We start from the raw sequence: 18,535 nt of genomic DNA, 5'->3' as shown, positions 1-18,535 counted from the left end.
ATACCAGCCTCCGCTATTGCAACAGAACAGGTCGATCTGCTGACCGAGCAGATCGAGTTCTGCGACGTGATCGTGCTGAACAAGACGGACCTTGTGAGCGCAAGCGAGTTGGAGTTGCTCAAAGGCGTGCTGCGGGTGCTGAACGCCCGCGCGAAGATCGTCGAAAGCCGCTTTGGCCAGGTGCCGATCGGGCAGGTTCTCGATACCGGCCTGTTCGACTTCGAAGCCGCTGCGCAAGCGCCTGGGTGGCTCAAGGAGATGCGCGGCGAACACATTCCCGAAAGCGAACAATATGGCATCACCAGCTTCGTCTACCGCGCGCGCCGTCCGTTTCATCCGCAGCGTTTCTTCGACTGGATTCAGAGCGAGTGGCCGGGCGTCGTGCGCTCGAAGGGGTACTTCTGGCTTGCCTCGCGCAACCATGCGGTCGGCGAATGGTCGCAAGCCGGCGCGGTCTCGCGTCACGGACGCGCCGGGACCTGGTGGGCGGCCGTGCCCAGGCACGCCTGGCCGCAGGAGCCCGAAGCACAGACAATCATCCGAAGCCGCTGGCATGAGCGTTTCGGGGATCGTCAACAGGAGCTGGTCCTGATCGGCACCGGAATGGACGAGGCAGCCTTGCGCGCGTCCTTTGATGCCTGCCTGCTAAGCGAGGACGAACTGGCCCGTGATGAAGTCGCGTGGCACAAATTTACCGACCCGTTCCCTGAGTGGACGCAGTAAGGTGTGTCCACCCAGGCAGTAACCTGGCACCATGCATACTCAATCGCATTGAGGTACTTCGCTTGGCCTGGCGCCGGGCACTCAGGCGAGCTCAACCGGGCCGTGGTCGTCGCAATGATCGCCGTGCGGATGGTGCAGGTGGCCGTTGACCAGGTAGTCGACGTGATCGCCATGCGGTACCGCTTCGTGGCCGCATGCCGGCCCGTGGACATGTCCCGACTCATGACCGCCGCAGTTGGAAGTACATTGATCCGGATTTTTTGCGCTCACCTCCAGCCGGTGTTCGTCCACGTGATCGCCATGGGGATGGTGCAGGTGGCCATCGTGCAGATAGTCAGTGTGATCGCCATGCCTGATCGCAGTGTGTCCGCAGTTCGGACCATGCTGATGGTCATGATGGGCATGATGCGGTTCGTTGCAGGTGCTCATAGCAGTGCTCCTCAACTCACGTGATAGTGAACGCATGACGTGGGCTTCGCGGCGTGCCCCCAATGGGCAACGGTTAATCCGGCCAGATGTTAAAGCGATCCTCCTTACGCACGCCGAAGTCAACGCCCTTTGTTTCCGTCTAGATGATGCCATACCCCCGATGAAGCAAACGCGTCTGTGCTTTAATTAACCGGCGCGGTGGGTTCGATAGCCGGAAAACATCGGGGCTTGCCTTGCGGGTCAGCTGCAAAACGCGTCATTCCTCCTTCGGTGGCTCATCAGATTCGGACGGCGGATGCTCACACTCGTGTTCAGCCATGTCGCTGATGACACCGCTCGTGCTGCCGCTGGGCAAATCCATGAAGCCACTTACCCGCTCCGCGCTGCACACGATCGTGAAGGCGATCTTTGCCGGCGCGGCCGAACGGCTTCGCCTGCGTGGCGACGGCTTCGCGGCAGAGGCGGACCTGCTCGAACAGGCCTCCGCACACTGGTTGCGCCACACCGCGGGTTCGCACATGGCCGACGGCGGCGCCGATCTGCGTACCGTGCGCGACAACCTGCGCCACGCGTCACTGACGAGCACCAACATCTACCTGCACACGCCCGACGAAGAGCGCCATCGGGAGACGGAGGAAAAGCACCTCATTGAATGGTAGGCCTTGCCTGACCGGTCAGTGGCGTGTCGCTGCGATCGGGAAAACCAGTTCGAGCATGAAGCGGACAAAGCTGCAGGCGAACAGCAACGCAACCGGTAACGCCGCGACGACGAATGCCGGTTTCCACCGGCGCCGCGCGTGCCCCGGGGCGCTCCGCATGTGCATCGCGCCGATGCTGCGCGACCGCCCACCGCAGATCGCCGCCCGCGGTATTGCACGGTACGGGCCGCCGCGTCTTCTTCGCTTCCAGCGATTTCATCACCTGTTTTCTCCGGAGCGCCTTACCCTGCTGAAAGGCCGGGAGCATGAAGGGGGTGACGGTATAGCCAGCCGACCGCAATCCGCCCCGTAGTCGCTGACTATCACCACGCAGTTGCCTGAATGCAGGTCTATGTCACAGTTCGAAGAGTGTCTTGCGAACACACAACTTTGCCTCCCGGCTCCAATAAAAAACCCCCTCCAGAGAGGGGGCGATGAACCGCTCGCGAACCGTGCTTTTCGTATCGGATCAAAGCACCATCAATTTCCCCACAATGAGACTTGCGAGGATCTCTGCGAGCCTTGCCGTCACACCAGCTTGATCGATGTCGGGTCTGCTGTCAGATAGCCGACCGACGCGCCGAAGCGATCCCTGTAATTCGCGCGCACAAGCGGATCGAGCGTGTCCCTGAGCGCCTGCGTATGCTGGCTGCCCCAGTCGCCGGCATGCTGGAAGTTGCTCATGATGTAGGTCCAGCCGTTGAGTTCGTCGACCGCATGCAGACCGGTCGATTCGGCGCCGGCGGGTGTCGACAGCAGACGCGTGAGCTGCTTCGTGTCGACGTTGTACGCCCACAGGAAATTGTTCACGTGGTAGCCGCTGTCCTCGCCGATAAAGAGCGTGCGCAGCTTCTCCGAGAATTTCAGGTTGTCCGGGTTGGCGACCAACTCCGGGTCGGCCTTGTTGCCGAGCGCGTCGGCGGCGATGTCCTTGCCGACCAGCAGCGCGCTGGTGTGCACCGGCACCCACTCGCTGTTGATCGCGGCACCCTGGTTATCCTTCTGGCCGCCCGCGAGCTTGTGCTGAAGCACGCCGCCGGCGTTGATCGCGGCGTCGACGGAAATGTTGCTCTCCGCGTTCCAGCCCTTCGCGTTGCCCTTCACCATCGAGTCGACGATGTTCTCCAAAGCGGAGTACGCGATCTTGTCCTTGATGTTGACCGTCGTCCCTTCCATCTTCGTGAAGCCCATGCTGCCGCCCGCCAGGTAAGCGTAGCGATGGGTTTCGAGGAAAGCCGCAACCTTCTCCTTGCCCGGCATGATCCTGACCCACTGCGCGGTGCCGCCGGCGAAGATCTTCCGGTAGTTAGCGTCGGCAGGATCGGTCCACTTGACGTCGATGACGTCCTGCGGCCGATTCGACTTCGCCATGGCCTCGACTTCCGCGCTCGTCGCGTGACCCAGCCTGATCCACGTCAGGTCCGCGCCCGCCGCGGCCGGATCGACCGAGAAGCCCGCGCCCACTTTCGCCACATACAACGTGCCGGCCGACAGGTCCTTCTCGTTGTCCGCCACGAACATGAAGATGCCGCTGTTGGTCGCGTCGTCGCCCATCAGGACCGTGCGGTTGTCCGGCATCACCTGCACCAGTTCGTGCGAAATGCGCCCGAGGCAATAGTGCTTTCTGACCGAGCCGGTGCCATCCGCCTTGACCGTGATTTCCGGCAGATGACCATAGAGATACGGGTTGAAAGCAATGTTCGTGTTGCCGTACAGGTTATCGTTGAACGCCTTGTACTGCGCCAGATTGCTCGAGCTGGCCGTGAACGCATCCGGCTCGTATTCCTCGCTCGACAGATGCGTGTTCCACGGCGACAGGCTCGCGCCGCAGGTGATCCACAGTCCATTCGCGGGCGACGTGTCGACGTTGTGATACTTGACGAGCGTCAACTTGCCGGTGGCCGGATCCTGATCCAGCGTCAGCACCGCGATCGGCGACGGGAGGCGGCCATACATGTCACTGCCGGACTGCGAGCGCGTCGTGTATTCGAACTGGACCACAGCGAACACCGTGTTGCCCTTTACGCCGGCGACCTTCGCGCCATCGATCTTCAGCAGCGACGTACCGTCCGGCGAGTCCGAAAAGAACTGGCGCCGTTGCGCGGGCACCGAATCGTCGTCGATCGGCTGGTTGTTGATGTCGAAGTACCCGCCTGCCAGCACGGTGCCGCCGTTGCCGTCCGGGACCAGATCGCCGGTCATGAAGAACGGCTGGTACGCGAGTTTGTAAGCCTTTTGGGAGCCGTCGGAATACGAAACCGTCAGGCCTGAGCCGACCGTGGTGGTTGCCATCAGCGACGGATTGGCGAGCGACGGCGCCGGCATGCTGGTGAAAGACGCCGAAGTGAAGTTCGCGACCGGGGTGACAGGCGTAGTAGGTGTGGCGGAATTGGCCGACGGAGTCGCCAGATCGCCGCCGCAAGCGGTCAGCATCGACGCCGTGGCGATGCCGCCTAGCGGCAGCATCGGCGCACCGGCAAGTAGTTTCAGGGCCTTGCGGCGGGAAATGTCGAACGGCTCTGCCATGTTGTCGTGATCCAGGGTTCGGGTAGCGTGGGTGAATGCACAGCCGGCACGCAGTCAGCCCGAACCCGCATGGTTCACGCTCGCGCCGCTATGACGCGAGGATTCTATGAAGTGAATATGAAAGTATATTGACAGGCGTTAGTAATTTTTGAATCAGCCTGGTCAGCCGGCCTGCCCCGCCTCCAGCCCGGGCGGCGAAATTCGTTTTCGACCCAGGCCACGGCGCTCGCCTTGCTGAGCTTGAAGCTGGGCGCGACCTGCACTTGCGCCAACTGCTCGCCGAAGGTGTCGAGCGCGGTCAGCAGCGCGTACGGTTCGATGTCGTCCGCAACGATGTCCAGCGTGATGTCGAGTTCGTCGTTACCGTCCGCGCTCGCCACCCGCACTTCTTTATGGAGTTGCGCACGCAATTGCTGCTCATGGCGGCGCAGGACTTCTGAGGCGGTCTTCACCCGCGTGTTGAACGCCGACGTGTCGAGGGGTTTCGGATCCTTCTTGTTGCGGCCCATCGTGCACGGCCCACCCACAAGGGACAGTTGGATTTCTCCGTAACGGACGTTCAAGCGACTGGAAACGTTAAACCTCGCAAATAGCCAGGCACGGGCTGTAGTCGATCCGGGCTAAGCTTGACGCGCCCACGCAGTCTGATGCTGAGTCGCCCCGTTGCCTCCAATCTCGCCCATCAGATAATCGATGAACGACGCTATTCGCGAAGAAACGGCTGTATTGCGGTAATAGACAGCATGGATTGGCTGACGGACGTCCTTGGTCTGACGGGCGAGGATCTGCACGAGACGCCCTGTTTCGCGGTCCCGGTCGGTCATGAAATCCGACAGGCAGACAACGCCCACGCCTTCGAGCGCCAGTTGACGAAGCGTCTCGCCGCTCGATGAACTTGCTACCGGCTCGATACGGTACGGCTCACCGTCGGCACCGAGCAACGGCCAGACATTGAGCGACTCCGGTTGTGTAAAGCCCAGCAGTACGTGCTTGCCAAGGTCAGCGACCTCGCGCGGATGTCCGTGCGTCTCAAGATAGTCGGGACTCGCAAGAACACGCATGCGGCTACTGCCAACAAGCCGGCTATGCAGCGTCGAATCCTTGAGCCGGCCAATTCGAATAGCGACATCGGTGCGGCTCTCGAGTAGATCGATGATGCCGTCGTTCGTGTTCAGCTCCAGGTGAACGTGCGGATAGCGCACGCGGTAGCCTTGCACAAGCGGTGCGATCACGTGCAGCATGAAAGGCGACGCTGCATTGATCCGCAGGAGCCCCGATGGGTTTTCCCGCCGCGCGACGATCTGTTCCTCCGCGCTTTCCACGGAATCGATGATGGCGCGCGCGTGTTGAAGGAACGCGCGCCCTTCCTCGGTCAGCTCCATCCTGCGCGTGGTCCGGCGCATCAAGGTCGTTTTCAGCTTTTCCTCGAGGCGCCCCAGCGTCCGGCTGGCCGCCGACACTGTCAGGTCGAGATGTTGGGCAGCTGCCGTCATCGAGCCGGTATCGACCACGGCCATGAAAGTCGCCAATTCGTCGAGGGTGATATTCATTCTTGATTTCTTTTCAAAAGAATTTTGTTTATAGACCGGTTTGTGAACAAAAGTAAAGCTGGCAGACTCGGTCCGTCAGAATCCTCAATTCCTTCGCGAGGGAATACAGCCGCCGGAGGGCGCAGGCGCGCTGTCGAGTCTGGTGAGACAAAACTTTCTCCAATGTCACGGAGATTTAATAAATCAAACAGGCTATTTCTGGAGACATACGCCGCGACGTTCAGGCTTGCGCAGACCAGGCGGGCAACTACTCTGCTTAGCCGGAATGCGACTGACATCGGCATAAAGCCGGCGCGCAACTCCCCTCGATCAATGCGAGCACAAACATGACGGTTACCGAGCGACCCGCGAATTACGGCACCAGCATGATCGACCTGGGCCGGTTTCAGATCGATTTGGAGATGCGGACGCTGCACCAAAGCGGCACGCTCGTACCTGTCGGATCTCGCGCCTTCGATATTCTTGCCGTGCTCGTGTCGGCCGCTGGACGACTCGTTACGAAAGACGAATTGTTGGATAGTGTCTGGCCGAAAACCGTCGTCGAAGAAAACAATATCCAGGTCCATCTGTCCGCGTTACGCAAAATACTTGGTGAGGATCGCAACCTGATTGTCACGATCCCTGGTCGCGGGTATCAGTTGCGACAACGACCCGTTGAGAGCCGGGCTCCTGCGGTCGAGTCCCGAGCCTTCAGACGTAGCCTGCCGCTACGCGAAACCCGGCTCACAGGCCGCGACGCAGCCGTTCGGCAGATCAGCATGTTGCTCCAGACTACGCAGCTATTGACGCTGACTGGAGCCGGCGGTATTGGGAAGACAAGCCTGGCTATAGCGGTAGCACGGCAGGCATCGAACGATTCTTCCCGCGCTGTGTGTTTTGTCGAACTTGCCACGGCAACAACCGAAGATGCGGTCCTATGCGAGGTCGCCGAAGCATGCGGGCTGTCCACGCTCGATGCTGCAGTCGACATTGCGCAACTGGCTGCGGCGGTTTCCGGCAAACGCCTGCTCCTCGTGCTGGATAACGCCGAGCATGTGATCGACGCCGTCGCGCGGATCGTCGACGCACTCGTAGCGGCAAGCGAAATTCTGCGTGTGATGGTAACGAGTCGTGAACCGCTTCGCCTGATGCAAGAGACGGTGTACCGGGTCGAGCCACTCGACGTGCCTCCTTCGCATTCAACCCATGCGGAGATCGTCCAGTTTCCAGCGGTAAAGTTGTTTTTGCTGCGCGTCAATTCAATCCAACGGTATGCATACGCCGGCTGCGAGAAAATTCATCTCATCGGCGAGATCTGCCGCCGGCTGGACGGCATTCCTTTGGCGATCGAGCTGGCAGCGGCGCGCGTCGCTGGCCTCGGCGTTGAGGGTGTTCATCGCTATCTGCACGACCGTTTCAGTTTGCTGACGGGCGGCTACCGGACCGCTCTGCCACGCCATCAAACCTTCCGTGCGACGTTCGACTGGAGTTTCTCCATACTGAATCCATGCCATCAGTTACTGTTCAGGCGCCTCGCGGTATTCAGCGGCGGCTTTACGTTCGATGCGATGTGCGCGGTGGTGTGCGACGAGAAATACGCTGTGGCGGACGCGATCGGCGGCATCGGCGATCTGGTGGCGAAATCGCTCGTCAACATTGAGCTGGAGGGGCCGGTAAGCAGGTATCGCCTTTCCGATTCGGCACGTGCCTATGCGCTGGAGAAGCTGCATGCGCAAGGCGAGCAGAGGCTGATCGCGGCGCGCCATGCACGCTATGTCTCCCATTGCTTGCGACCGTGTGTGGCTGACAGTGTCGCTGAACAATTGGACCTGGAAATCGATTTCCGGCAGTCGCTGGATGATGCACGCAGCGCTTTCGATTGGGCGTTCTCGCAGCATGGCGATACGCGGATTGGAGTCGAGCTCGCGGCAGGTCTCACAGAGGCGCTGCTCGATGCGGGCCTGATTCACGAGTGCTGCACGCGTGCCGAGCAGGCCATCGATGCGCTTGAAGAACTGCCCCCTGCCTCGGTGGACTCAGACACCGAAATGCGCGTGCGTGCCACTCTCGCCTCGGCATTGATCTATGCTCAGGAGCCCGTGTCAAAGTCGGCACGATCGTGGACGGAAGTGCTGGCTCTTGCTGGCGATACAGGCGACGGTTCTGGTGCAAATAGTGAAGGTGAATCGGTTAAAGTGTTGCCCCCCCGATCTCATCATCCGACAATGATGTCCGAGCGCGGCCTGTCGCTGGCCCACACGACGATCGCGGTCTCCTATTCGAACTCCGCGATCCGCAGGCCAATTTCCCAATGGCTTCATATCCATTCCGTTATACGACACATAACGAATCAATATTTCGGCCTTGATATTGACTCACCATCATCGCTGACGCGACGCCGCCAGTCGTCTGGACGACCGGCGTCGTCTCCTTCCAGTTCCCCATCTTCGGAGACTCCATGAGAACAAACTTCGCTCGCGCGGTGGTGCGCTCACTGCGCCCTGCGGTTACGCTTTTAGCCGCGCTTGGCATCTATGTCGCGTTGAGCCCCACTGCCACCGCCGCGGTGCCGATGGGCGTCGCGTTCGTCTACCTCGGCAACCCCGGTGACGCTGGCTGGACCTACGCACACGAACAGGGTGTGAAGGCGATCGAAGCGAGGTTCGGTGACAAGATCAAGGTCACGCGCGTCGAGAACGTACCCGAATCCGCTGACTCGGAGCGCGTGTTTCGCGACCTCGCGAACAAGGGCAACAAGATTATCGTGGGCTCGAGCTTCGGATTCCAGGACTTCGAACTGAAGACTGCAAAGGATTATCCCGACGTCGTCTTCGAGCATGCGACCGGATACAAGAAGGCCACGAACTTTGCGACCTATGACGTGCGCACGTACCAGAGCGCCTATCTGGCTGGGCTCGTCGCCGGCTATACGACGAAGACGAATACGCTCGGCTTCGTCGCCTCGGTGCCGGTCCCGGAAGTGGTGCGCAACATTAACGCCTTCACAATGGGTGCGCGTTCGATCAATCCGAATGCGAAGGTAAAGGTCATATGGATCAATAGCTGGTTCGATCCAGGCAAGGAGAAACAGGCGGCCGAAACGCTGATTGGCCAGGGAGCCGACGTGCTGATCCAGAACACCGATTCGACGGCGACAATGCAGACTGCCGAGCAGAAGAATGTGCACGCGTTCGGTTGGGACTCGGACATGAAGAAGTTCGGCCCGAATGCCCAACTGGGCGCATGCGTGAGCTACTGGGGCGTCTACTACTCTCACCTGATCGAACAGGTGCAATCCGGCACGTGGACCAACGCGCCGACGTGGTGGGGTCTCAAGGAAAAAGCAATCGACCTCGCTGACATCAACACTGCAGCCGTATCGCCTGCCGCGCAAAAGGCGCTGGCGCAAAAGCGCGACGACATTATCGCGGGCAGATTCGATCCGTTCTCCGGACCGATCAGGGATCAGAATGGCGCGATCAAGGTGGCAGCCGGCACGTCGCTGCCCGACGCCGAGTTGCTGCGGCTCAACTGGTTCGTGCAGGGGGTCGAGGGCACGTTGCCGAAGTAACTCAGCCAACGTGGAGGAGACTCACTTTGAGCCTTGTCATTTCCTCGAAACAGAACGCCTCGGCGTTCCCTGAACAGGGGCTCGCGCCGACACCCGAGCAGATCGTCCGCCATCTGCGTCATGCAATCGTTATCGCAGAACGTGCGATGCTGTTGGGCCGTCACCCGTTTGGCGCCATACTCGTCGGGCCCGATCAGGAGTCGGTTCTAATAGAACAGGGCAATGTCGATTCCGTCAATCATGCGGAAGCGGTGCTCGCGCGTATCGCCGCGCTCAACTTTACGCCGCAATTCTTGTGGGGTTGCACGCTCTATACGACGGTTGAGCCATGTTGCATGTGCGCAGGCACGGCATATTGGGCCAACATTGGGCGGGTGGTTTTTGCAATGACGGAAGAGCGCCTGCTGCAAGCCACGGGCAATCATGCGGAGAATCCCACGATGAGTGTGTCGTCGCGGTATGTCTTCGACCATTGCCAGAAGCGCATTGAACTGGTTGGGCCCGTGGCCGAGGTCGAGGAAGAAGTGATGCAGGTGCAGCGCAGGTTCTGGGGACGCCGATGAGCATGGCGCATCGCGGCCTTATGTTCGCATCATGCCGCGCGCGGAGCCGCCACCGCCCGCGCAGCGGCCGCCGCAGCCACCGCGCCCGCAGGGCTCGGTTCGGGCCTTGCGCAGTTGCTGCGGCCGTTCGCCGGATCAGACCACCCGAACGTACCCCCACGCTGAGGTAGGAGCACAAATGCTGAGATGGCGCGGTCAGATCCCGTGAGGTCGCATGCCGGTGCTCCGAGCACACCACCGGTCTGCGTTGGCGTAGGCGCGGCCACCGCTCGCGCCGCGGCAACTGACGACAACGGTGGACACGATCGCTGTGCAGACCGGCACGCGGTACCCTCCACCACGCCGCAAACGCGCTACCGCTGCGGTACGCCGTCGCGCCACTCGCCCCAATGCGTGACGATGTCCTGCACGAGCGGATTGCCCGTGAGGAACAGATTGTCGATCGCGATCGTGAAGCCGCCCTGCGACGAGTAGTTGAGCAGATTGTCCGCGCTCGACTGGCCCGCGTACGGCCGGTCGAAGTCCGAGCCAGCGCGCAGCACCGCGACACGGTTCAGGTCAACGCGATGCACGGTCGCCGCGCGCGTCAGCGCCTCGAAGGTGGCGTTGTCTTCCTGCTGCGTCGTGCAATAGGTGCCCTTGCCGTCGGTCAGAATCTTCGTCCATTGCCTCGCGCGCTCGCCGAGATCGGTGCCCGACCACCAGGTATCGCCCGCCAGCGTGTCGCACTGGATCACGGTCGGCGGACGGTTCGCGGGCGCATAGCTGTATTTGGCACGGGCATCCTGCGCCTGTGCGTCGTCGGTGAGCGTCACGTGGCGCGACAGCGCGAATGCCGCGTTCGAAAGCGCCGGATTGAGCTGGAACACTTCGGTGCGATAGTCGAGCGGCGGCTTCTGCCTCGGGCCCGTCGTGTTGATGCCGAGATAGCCGGTATTCCAGCCCGGCGGAATTTCGCGTCCGTCGATTTCCCATTGAATCCCGAAGTCGACCAGCCAGTTCGCCCACGCAGCGGAACCGACGGTGCCCTGAAGCGGATCAATACCAGCGATGCCCGCCACCATGAAGTACGTGTGACGCAAGTCGAAACGCGGCGAGAACGTCAGCGCCATGATCGACGCGGCGGCATTCGCGTGCCCCATGCCCGTCGTCATCACGCAGACCTCCTTGCGATTGCAGTGTACGGCAGGGTAGTCAGGAGACAGGCCCGCGACGGTGATGTCCTGCCACGGGCCGAGATGATCGAGCCACACCTGGCCTTCCGGACCGAACATCGAAATGATCATCACCTTGACCGGCCGGCCATGCGACGCGCCGTCGTCCTGCGCGAAGCTGTCATCGGCATGCGCGATGGCCGGCGCAGCTGCCGCGCCTGCCACGAGCAACGATGAAATCGCTGCACCAAAAGCACGATTTAGCATAAGAGGTCCCACCCGATATGTAAGAACTGCGGTTGCGAAACGTGAGTCGCGTGCCGTGTTGTCGACTGACGTCGTGGTTTTTTGTCGGCGTGCAGCGTGGGACCTGGGCGTGAGCCGTTCAGGTGACAGTGAGTATAAGCAGAGAAAAATCTGTATTGCCAAGCGGCGGCGAATTTCGATGCGGACGAAACGGCAACGGCGGACACAATGTACAGCGACTGGTTCTGGCGCAAATAGTGAAGGTGAATCGCATTCGCAAAGGCCAATTCAACCTGGCGAAGCTCGGCCTCAAAGATACCGCCGCGTGAGAACACGTTGTGCGCTCAACTCGCGCAGCACGCGCGAAACGGTCATGCGTGCGACTCCGGACTCCTTGACCAACTCGGTTTCCGAAGGGATTGCGTCTCCAGGCTTCCAGGTGCCATCGGCTATGCGCTCGATTACATAGCGCTTTATCTGTTCGTATGCTGGCGCAAGCTTGCGCTGCAGCTTCAACCGCTTCGCCTCTCCACCCGCCTGCGCCGCCTCAGTCATGACTGTCCTGGTTGCACCGTGAACGATTTGCGCGGCGCCGCGCGACGCCAGCATCAAGTACCCACCGCCCCGGGCAAAGCATCGTTCGCTGAGGCCGCCGCGCTGCCCGCCACGGAGTCCGTTGGTGCCGGAATGCAGAAATCCCGTGAGGGCCGGACCGTCAGCGGGCCGGGCAACGGCGGCGGACCATCATCCATGATCATGTGGAATGCGCGTGTCATGTCGTCCGCAAGCGGACGGTCGTCACGGTAGGTCGGCAAGACAGCGCGAACCTGGCTATACAACGCCTGCGTATACGGCGCGCGCTCGGCCGCGATAGGCTGCAGGTCGTATGCCTGAACCGCGGCAAGCAGTTCAATGCCAAATATGCGGCCGCTGTGGTCGATGACGGCAAGCGCCTTGAGCGCGGCCGGCGTGGCGTGGCAAAGGTGATCTTCCTGCAAGCCGGACGTCACACCGCCGTCGAGGCTCGCGGGCGCGGCCTCGCGGCGGTTCTGCGCGACCAGCGCCGCCGCCGTGTATTGCGCGATCATGAAGCCCGAGCGCGTGCCGCTCGCTTGCGCGAGAAACGCGGGCAACCCGCTCACGAGCGGATTGACAAGACGATCGAGACGCCGCTCCGCCATCGCGGCCACCTGCGCGACCGCAGCCGCGAGGCTGTCCATGGCGAGCGCGATCGACGCGCCGACGGCGTGCGCCTGCGAGAACACGCGCGGCTCCTCGGGCGTGCCGGCGATGATCGGATTGTCAGTCGTCGAGGCGAGTTCGCGGTTCACGACTTCGGCCGTCGCAGCCAGCACATCGCGCGCCGCACCGTGCACATGCGGAATCGTGCGCATGCTGAGCGGATCCTGCGTACGCCGTCCGAGTGCCGCCGCCAGCAGACCGCTGCCCAGCAGCGCCGCGCGCATGCGCGCGCCGACCTGCGCGAGGCCCGGTGAGACGCGATACGCGAGCGAACCCGCGTCGAACGCCACCATCTGCCCGCCGAGATTCTCGAAGCTCATCGCCGCCACGGCGTCAGCCCAGTCGAGCAGCCGGTGCGCGCGTTGCAGCGCGAGCGCCGCGAGCCCGGTCACGCACGGCGTGCCGTTCACGAGGCTCAAGCCTTCTTTCGCTTCGAGCGACAAGGGTTCGAGCCCCAGCCGGCGCAGCGCCTCGGCGCCGCTGATGCGCTCACCGCGCCAGTTCACGTGCCCCGCGCCGACGCACACGAGTGCGATATGCGCCATGTGGCTCAGATAGCCGACCGAACCGAGCGCGGGCACTTCGGGCAGGCAATCGGCCTGGAGCAGCGCGACGAGCCGCTCGACGAGTTCGACGCGCACGCCCGAATGCCCGTGCGCGTAATTGTTGATGGCTGCGGCCATGATCGCGCGCGTCTCCTGCGCGCCGAGCGACGCGCCGACGCCCACCGCGTGGCTCATCAAAATGTTGTGCGAAAGCGTGTGCTGTTCGGCCGGCGACACCACCACGTCGCACAACGCGCCGACCCCGGTGTTCACGCCGTAGGCGCGCATGCCGCGCGCGATGATCTGCTCAACGAGCGCGCGCGCGGCGCCAATGCGCTCGCGCGCTTGCGCGGAAAGCTCGAGCGGTGCGCCTGCCGCGACGGCGCAGACTTCGCGCCAGTCCAGCGGGTTTCCGGTACGGATGACGGTCATGATGAACCCCGACGATGGATCAATGTGCGTTGCGGTCCTGATGGCTCGACACGAACTGGCGGAAGCGCTCCGACTTCAGTTCGCCGAATACCTCCGCGGGCGTGCCGTCCGAATCGACCTGGCCCTGATCCAGGAACATCACGCGATTGGAAACGTGTTTCGCGAAGCCCATCTCGTGCGTGACGACGAGCATCGTGCGGCCCTCGTCGGCAAGTGTGCGCATGACGCGCAGCACTTCGCCCACGAGTTCGGGATCGAGCGCCGAAGTTGGCTCGTCGAACAGCATCACCTTCGGATGCATCGCGAGTGCGCGCGCGATTGCCACGCGCTGCTGCTGGCCGCCCGAGAGATGTGCGGGATAGTGGCCGCGCTTGTCGGCGAGGCCGACCTTCGCGAGCAGCGCCTCGGCTTCCTCGACCGCTTCGGCGCGGCTGCGCTTTTGCACGCGCATCGGGCCTTCGATCAGGTTCTCCAGCACCGTCATGTGCGACCACAGGTTGAAGTTCTGGAACACCATGCCGAGCTGCGAGCGCACGCGGTCCACCTGGCGGCGGTCGCCCGGTTGCAGCTTGCCGTCACGGCGGCGCTTCATCTTCAGCGCTTCGCCGGCAAGCGCGACGGTGCCGTCGTCGGGCATCTCAAGCAGGTTCAGGCAGCGCAGGAACGTGCTCTTGCCCGAGCCGCTCGCACCCAGGATCGAAATCACGTCGCCTTCGTGGGCGTCGAGCGAAATGCCCTTGAGCACATGATGGTCGCCGAACGACTTGTGGATGTTCCTCACGGACAGGGCGGCCGGTGCGACTGCGTTCATACGATTCTCCGGAAAGATGGGCCGATCAAGACGCGACGCGGCGGGTTTCGAGTTGCGTGGCGGGACGGCGCACGACGGTGGGCGCGGCGCGCAGATGGCGCGAGAGGCGACGCTCGACGAGGCCGATGAGGCGCACGACGAGGAAATTCAGGCATAGATAGATCAACGCGGCGCACGTGAACACCTCCGTCGTGCGATAGGTCTGCTGAATGATCTGTTGCGCGACGCCAGTCACTTCCCAGACGGTGACAAGGCTTGCGAGCGCCGTCGACTTGACGAGCAGCACGGCTTCAGTCGAATAGGCGGGCAGGCACTGCCGCAACGCGATGGGGCCGATCACGCGGCGCAGCAGCGCGAAGCCCGACAGGCCGATTGCATGACCCGCCTCGATCTGCCCGACCGGCACGGCCATCAGGCCGCCGCGGATGATCTCGGCGGTGTAGCCCGCCGTGCACAGCGCGAGCGAGAGCACGGCGCACACGTAGGGCTCGCGCAGCACGGGCCACAGGAAGCTTTCGCGGATCACGCCGAACTGTCCGAGCCCGTAGTAGACGAGAAACATCTGGATCAGCAGCGGCGAGCCGCGGAACACGAGAATATAGGCGCGCGCGAAGCGGTTAGGCAGCCAGTGCGGCGAGACTCGCATCGTGACGATCACGAGCGAAAGCAGGCCGCCGAGCACGAGCGAGGTGAAAAAGAGGCTCAGCGTGGTCGGCACGGCGGCAACGAGCTGGCGCGTCGTGTCGAGAAGAAAATCGAAATCGATATGCATGATGAGGCCGCCCTTGCGTCAGTTGCGCGCGAAGTTGCGCTTGAAGGAGCGGCCGACGATCGTCTCCGCCCGGCCGAACACACGGTTCGAAACGCCCGTCATCGCGAGATAGAGCGCTCCGCCAACGACGAAGAACAGGAAGTACTGGTGTGTCGATCCCGCCGCGACCTGGCTGGCACGCAGCAATTCGGCGAGACCGGTGACCGAGATCAGCGCCGAGTCCTTGAGGCTCAACTGCCACACATTGCCGATACCCGGCAGTGCGAATCGCAGCACCTGGGGAATAAGGATGCGGCGCGCCATGGTGAGCGTCGGCATGCCGATCGCGCGCGCGGCTTCGAGTTCGCCGCGCGAGACAGCTAGCACGGCGGCGCGATAGACCTCCGTCTGATATGCGCCGGAAATCATGCCCACCGCGAACGCGCCAATCACGAACGGCGGCACGCCGATGAAGCCGTCGGCACCGAACCACTGCCCGATCGAGGACACCAGCGTCGAGCCGCCAAAGTAGAACAGATAGATGACAAGCAGTTCCGGCACGCCGCGGAAGACGGTCGTGTAGAAGTCGCCGATCACGCGCGCCGTGCGAAAGCGCGAGAGCTTTGCCGCTGCGACGAGCGCGCCGAATACCGCGCCGATCGCGAGCGCCGCAAGCGTCAGCACCACCGTCATGAACGCACCGAGCAGGAGCAGGCCGCCCCAGCCATCGGTCCCGAAGCCGAGCATTTCGAAAAGAGCCATCACGCCACCTCAACCAAGCCTGCGAAACAAGCCGCGCGGCATCAGCCTTTCGAGCCGGATCAGGCCGAAGCGCGCGGTCACGTTGTGAGCGACGCTCAGGGCGTCACATCGGTCTTGAACCACTTCTCCGAAAGCTTCTTCACAGTCCCGTCGGTAATCGCCGACGTTATCGCCGCGTCGAACTTCGCCTTCAGGTCCGCGTCCTGCTTGCGGAACGCGAGGCCTTCGCCCGGCCCCCAGATCGGGCCGCCGATCTTCGGGCCGGCCGTCACCGTCGGCACCGTTTCCTTCTTGTCGGCATTTGCGGCGAAGTACGTCACATCGTCGAACGACGCGTCGATGCGGCCATTGGACAGATCGAGATCGCGTTCCGGCGAGGTCTTGTAGACGCGGATCGACGCGACATCCTTGAAGTTCTCGTTGATGAAGCGCGTATAGACCGTGCCCGACTGAATGCCGATGGTCTTGCCCTTGAGCGCCGTGCGCAGCGCCTGGACGGCGGGCGCGTTCGACTTGGCGTCGGTGTCGAGCTTCAGCGGCGCCGGGGTGTCGGTTGCCTTCGGCAGGATCTTCGTGTCGGTGACCGCGAAGGTCGCCGGCGTGGACGCATACGGCTTCGAGAAGGCAATGATCTTCTCGCGCTCTGGCGTGATCGAGATCGCATCCATCAGAACATCGAACTTTCCGGCTTGCAAGCCGGGAATCATGCCGTCCCAGTCCTGCGCCACGAGATTGCACTTGAGTTGCGCCCGCGCGCACAGGTTAGCGGCGAGTTCGGGTTCGAAGCCGCCCAGCTTGCCGCCCGGCAGCGTCATGTTCCAGGGCGCGTAGCCGCCTTCGAGGGCGATCGTCACTGTCGTCCAGTCCTTCGCCTCGGCGGTGTTGCCCGCAAGCGCCGCCGCTCCAAACGCGGCACCGATCAAACTCTTGACCAACCATCTGCACTTCGCCTGCATGTCCACACTCCTTGGATTGCCGAAAACTTCATTACGGTAGCGCGCCAATCGCGGTTTCGTCTTGTCTAGACAAGATGCGGGAAGTCGAATTTTGGCGCAAGCGCAATTTCTGAAAATGTCGTCGATTCAGGGTATCCACCAGGTCAGGGTCTCGGATCTGGCGCTTTACCCCGCCTGGCGGCGAACGCACAGTGGCAGTCACGGGTAATCGCATCAGCGACGATGCCGATGCAGTTCGTCGCTGGGCGATAGCCGGGGAAGGCCTTGTCTACAAGTCGCGACTGGACCTCATGGACGATCTGAAGGCAGGTCGACTGGTGGAGTTGTTTCCGCCGGCTGGCCAGTTACCCCTCGGGAGGCTCCCGCCACCGACAGCAATCCGCCAGGTGAACCAGCCGTTGGAATGACGACTTTGTGTGTTGCGCGAACGGCAACTCCCGGCCGAACTGCGCCTTCCGAGCCCCTACCGTTCGGCGTTGAGCAGCCGCATCATCATTCCCACGTTGCGCCGAGCGACATCCCGATAGCAGTTATTGAACAAGACATGCGTGCGCCCGACGTTCTTCGCTACTGCCTCGATTTCCGGCGCGAGCGCGCGCAGATCGTCCTCGGAGTACTCCTGGTTGAACCGGTCGGCGGCCGAGTCTGCGCCGCTCCAAGTCTCCCCGTTGCGGCCATGCAGCCGCACGATCGAGAGCTCCAGTACCCGGCATTGGACAAACGCTTGCCACCGTGATCGTGCTGGAGACGGGCACACGCCGCCTTCGTGCCGGAAGCCAGTTAGGCCGTAACCAGGTCAGCCCCAATCTTTGTCGCGGGATAGAAGTCAAGATCTGGAATGAAAGGAATTAATGGGGCACGCTTAATTCGCACCCTTTGTCTTATAACAGTTTCACGAATTGATTGAATTAAATGTCATTTCACTTATCCTGTTTCCATAGTCGCGCGATGGTCCAAACCAGCAGTCCTCTCGTCGGAGGTCACGGCCAATGAGTCCCGTCGTCGTCACCCTGCTCGTGCTGCTGGGCGTCGGGCTACTGCTCGCGCTCCGCCTCATGGGCATCTACAACGGGCTAGTGGTCGCCCGGAACCGCTTCGCGAACGCCTTCGCCCAAATCGACGTGCAGCTCAAACGCCGCTACGAACTGATTCCGAACCTGGTCGAAGCGGTCAAGGGCTACATGGGTCACGAAAGGGAGACGCTCGACGCCGTCATCAAGGCCCGCAACAGCGCGATGGCAGCCGAGCAGAAAGTCGCCGCCAACCCCAGCGACCCGGCGGCCATCAGGGGGTTTAACGAGGCCGAGGCCCAGCTCGGCGGCGTTCTGGGCCGGCTCTTTGCGCTATCCGAAGCGTACCCGGACCTCAAGGCCAACCAGAACATGCTCGCCCTGCAGGAGGAACTGAGCTCGACCGAGAACAAGATCGGCTTCGCCAGGCAAGCCTTCAACGACGCCGCCACCGACTACAACAACCGGCGCGAGGTCTTCCCAGCCGTCATGGTGGCCGCCATGTTTGGTTTCAAGGAAGCGTCACTGCTCGAAACCACAGAGGCCGAGCGCGCAGCGCCCAAGGTGTCGTTCCGGTAACCGGAACC

Annotated in this window: 15 protein-coding genes and 4 pseudogenes; 8 read left to right on the top strand and 11 right to left on the bottom strand. The window is 62.3% G+C overall.

Annotation, left to right across the window (positions count from 1 at the left end; translation table 11 throughout):
- Window positions 1-30: 30 nt before the first annotated feature.
- From HDG33_RS21630 to HDG33_RS21615, 4 genes and pseudogenes are all read left to right on the top strand, one after another.
- Window positions 31-723: pseudogene (locus tag HDG33_RS21630) on the top strand (GTP-binding protein); the annotation flags it as partial.
- A 3-nt stretch (window positions 724-726) separates the two neighbouring features.
- Window positions 727-1,176, top strand: coding sequence for a hypothetical protein (locus HDG33_RS21625; RefSeq protein ID WP_184033130.1), 450 nt, complete (start codon window positions 727-729; stop codon window positions 1,174-1,176).
- A 305-nt stretch (window positions 1,177-1,481) separates the two neighbouring features.
- Window positions 1,482-1,811 (top strand): annotated as a pseudogene (locus HDG33_RS21620) (tyrosine-type recombinase/integrase); the annotation flags it as partial.
- A 55-nt stretch (window positions 1,812-1,866) separates the two neighbouring features.
- Window positions 1,867-2,163: a hypothetical protein gene (locus tag HDG33_RS21615; protein WP_184033121.1), complete on the top strand. Its 297-nt coding sequence runs from the start codon at window positions 1,867-1,869 to the stop codon at window positions 2,161-2,163.
- A 215-nt stretch (window positions 2,164-2,378) separates the two neighbouring features.
- Here HDG33_RS21615 and HDG33_RS21610 read toward each other — a convergent pair whose 3' ends face one another.
- The 3 genes and pseudogenes from HDG33_RS21610 to HDG33_RS21600 all read right to left on the bottom strand — a co-directional run bounded on the left by HDG33_RS21610 (window position 2,379) and on the right by HDG33_RS21600 (window position 5,926).
- Window positions 2,379-4,376 carry a PhoX family phosphatase gene (locus HDG33_RS21610; RefSeq protein WP_184033119.1) on the bottom strand — a complete coding sequence of 666 codons (1,998 nt, stop codon included), beginning with the start codon at window positions 4,374-4,376 and terminating at the stop codon, window positions 2,379-2,381.
- Window positions 4,377-4,561: 185 nt separating this feature from the next.
- A pseudogene (locus HDG33_RS21605) lies at window positions 4,562-4,897 on the bottom strand (hypothetical protein); the annotation flags it as partial.
- 99 nt (window positions 4,898-4,996) lie between these two features.
- Window positions 4,997-5,926, bottom strand: a complete 930-nt coding sequence (locus tag HDG33_RS21600; protein WP_184033116.1) for a LysR family transcriptional regulator — start codon at window positions 5,924-5,926, stop codon at window positions 4,997-4,999.
- 326 nt (window positions 5,927-6,252) lie between these two features.
- Between HDG33_RS21600 and HDG33_RS21595 the strand changes: the two genes are divergently transcribed.
- From HDG33_RS21595 to HDG33_RS21585, 3 genes are read left to right on the top strand one after another with little or no spacing between them, the layout of a single operon-like run.
- On the top strand, window positions 6,253-8,367 hold the full coding sequence (locus tag HDG33_RS21595; protein WP_260330549.1) for a winged helix-turn-helix domain-containing protein: 2,115 nt from the start codon (window positions 6,253-6,255) through the stop codon (window positions 8,365-8,367).
- Window positions 8,364-9,476, top strand: coding sequence for a BMP family ABC transporter substrate-binding protein (locus tag HDG33_RS21590; RefSeq protein WP_184033114.1), 1,113 nt, complete (start codon window positions 8,364-8,366; stop codon window positions 9,474-9,476). The genes HDG33_RS21595 and HDG33_RS21590 overlap by 4 nt, the downstream gene beginning before the upstream one ends.
- A gap of 26 nt (window positions 9,477-9,502) precedes the next feature.
- Complete coding sequence (locus tag HDG33_RS21585) at window positions 9,503-10,039, top strand: nucleoside deaminase (RefSeq protein WP_184033112.1); 537 nt, start codon at window positions 9,503-9,505, stop codon at window positions 10,037-10,039.
- Between the two features lie 353 nt (window positions 10,040-10,392).
- Here the strand turns inward: HDG33_RS21585 and HDG33_RS21580 are convergent, their stop codons facing one another.
- The 8 genes and pseudogenes from HDG33_RS21580 to HDG33_RS21545 form a co-directional block, all read right to left on the bottom strand.
- Window positions 10,393-11,460: a purine nucleoside permease gene (locus HDG33_RS21580; RefSeq protein WP_184033109.1), complete on the bottom strand. Its 1,068-nt coding sequence runs from the start codon at window positions 11,458-11,460 to the stop codon at window positions 10,393-10,395.
- Window positions 11,461-11,760: 300 nt separating this feature from the next.
- Window positions 11,761-11,994, bottom strand: a pseudogene (locus HDG33_RS21575) (GntR family transcriptional regulator); the annotation flags it as partial.
- Between the two features lie 53 nt (window positions 11,995-12,047).
- The gene (gene hutH, locus HDG33_RS21570; protein WP_184033107.1) at window positions 12,048-13,658 is read right to left on the bottom strand and encodes a histidine ammonia-lyase; all 1,611 of its coding nucleotides are present in this window, start codon (window positions 13,656-13,658) and stop codon (window positions 12,048-12,050) included.
- A 19-nt stretch (window positions 13,659-13,677) separates the two neighbouring features.
- Window positions 13,678-14,469, bottom strand: a complete 792-nt coding sequence (locus HDG33_RS21565; RefSeq protein WP_184033105.1) for an ABC transporter ATP-binding protein — start codon at window positions 14,467-14,469, stop codon at window positions 13,678-13,680.
- 25 nt (window positions 14,470-14,494) lie between these two features.
- On the bottom strand, window positions 14,495-15,241 hold the full coding sequence (locus tag HDG33_RS21560; RefSeq protein ID WP_184012210.1) for an ABC transporter permease: 747 nt from the start codon (window positions 15,239-15,241) through the stop codon (window positions 14,495-14,497).
- A gap of 18 nt (window positions 15,242-15,259) precedes the next feature.
- Window positions 15,260-15,982, bottom strand: coding sequence for an ABC transporter permease (locus tag HDG33_RS21555; RefSeq protein WP_184033096.1), 723 nt, complete (start codon window positions 15,980-15,982; stop codon window positions 15,260-15,262).
- Window positions 15,983-16,077: 95 nt separating this feature from the next.
- The gene (locus tag HDG33_RS21550; protein WP_184033094.1) at window positions 16,078-16,938 is read right to left on the bottom strand and encodes a transporter substrate-binding domain-containing protein; all 861 of its coding nucleotides are present in this window, start codon (window positions 16,936-16,938) and stop codon (window positions 16,078-16,080) included.
- Window positions 16,939-17,401: 463 nt separating this feature from the next.
- The gene (locus HDG33_RS21545; protein WP_184033092.1) at window positions 17,402-17,695 is read right to left on the bottom strand and encodes a DUF72 domain-containing protein; all 294 of its coding nucleotides are present in this window, start codon (window positions 17,693-17,695) and stop codon (window positions 17,402-17,404) included.
- Window positions 17,696-17,927: 232 nt separating this feature from the next.
- Here HDG33_RS21545 and HDG33_RS21540 point away from each other — a divergent pair, with 232 nt between their 5' ends.
- Entirely contained in the window at window positions 17,928-18,527 is a 600-nt protein-coding gene (locus tag HDG33_RS21540; protein ID WP_184033090.1) for a LemA family protein, read from the top strand.
- The last annotated feature ends 8 nt before the right edge of the window (window positions 18,528-18,535 follow it).

The sequence above is a fragment of the Paraburkholderia sp. Cpub6 genome (assembly GCF_014201065.1).
Classification (GTDB): domain Bacteria; phylum Pseudomonadota; class Gammaproteobacteria; order Burkholderiales; family Burkholderiaceae; genus Paraburkholderia; species Paraburkholderia tuberum.
This window is presented reverse-complemented; position numbering and strand designations above follow the sequence as displayed.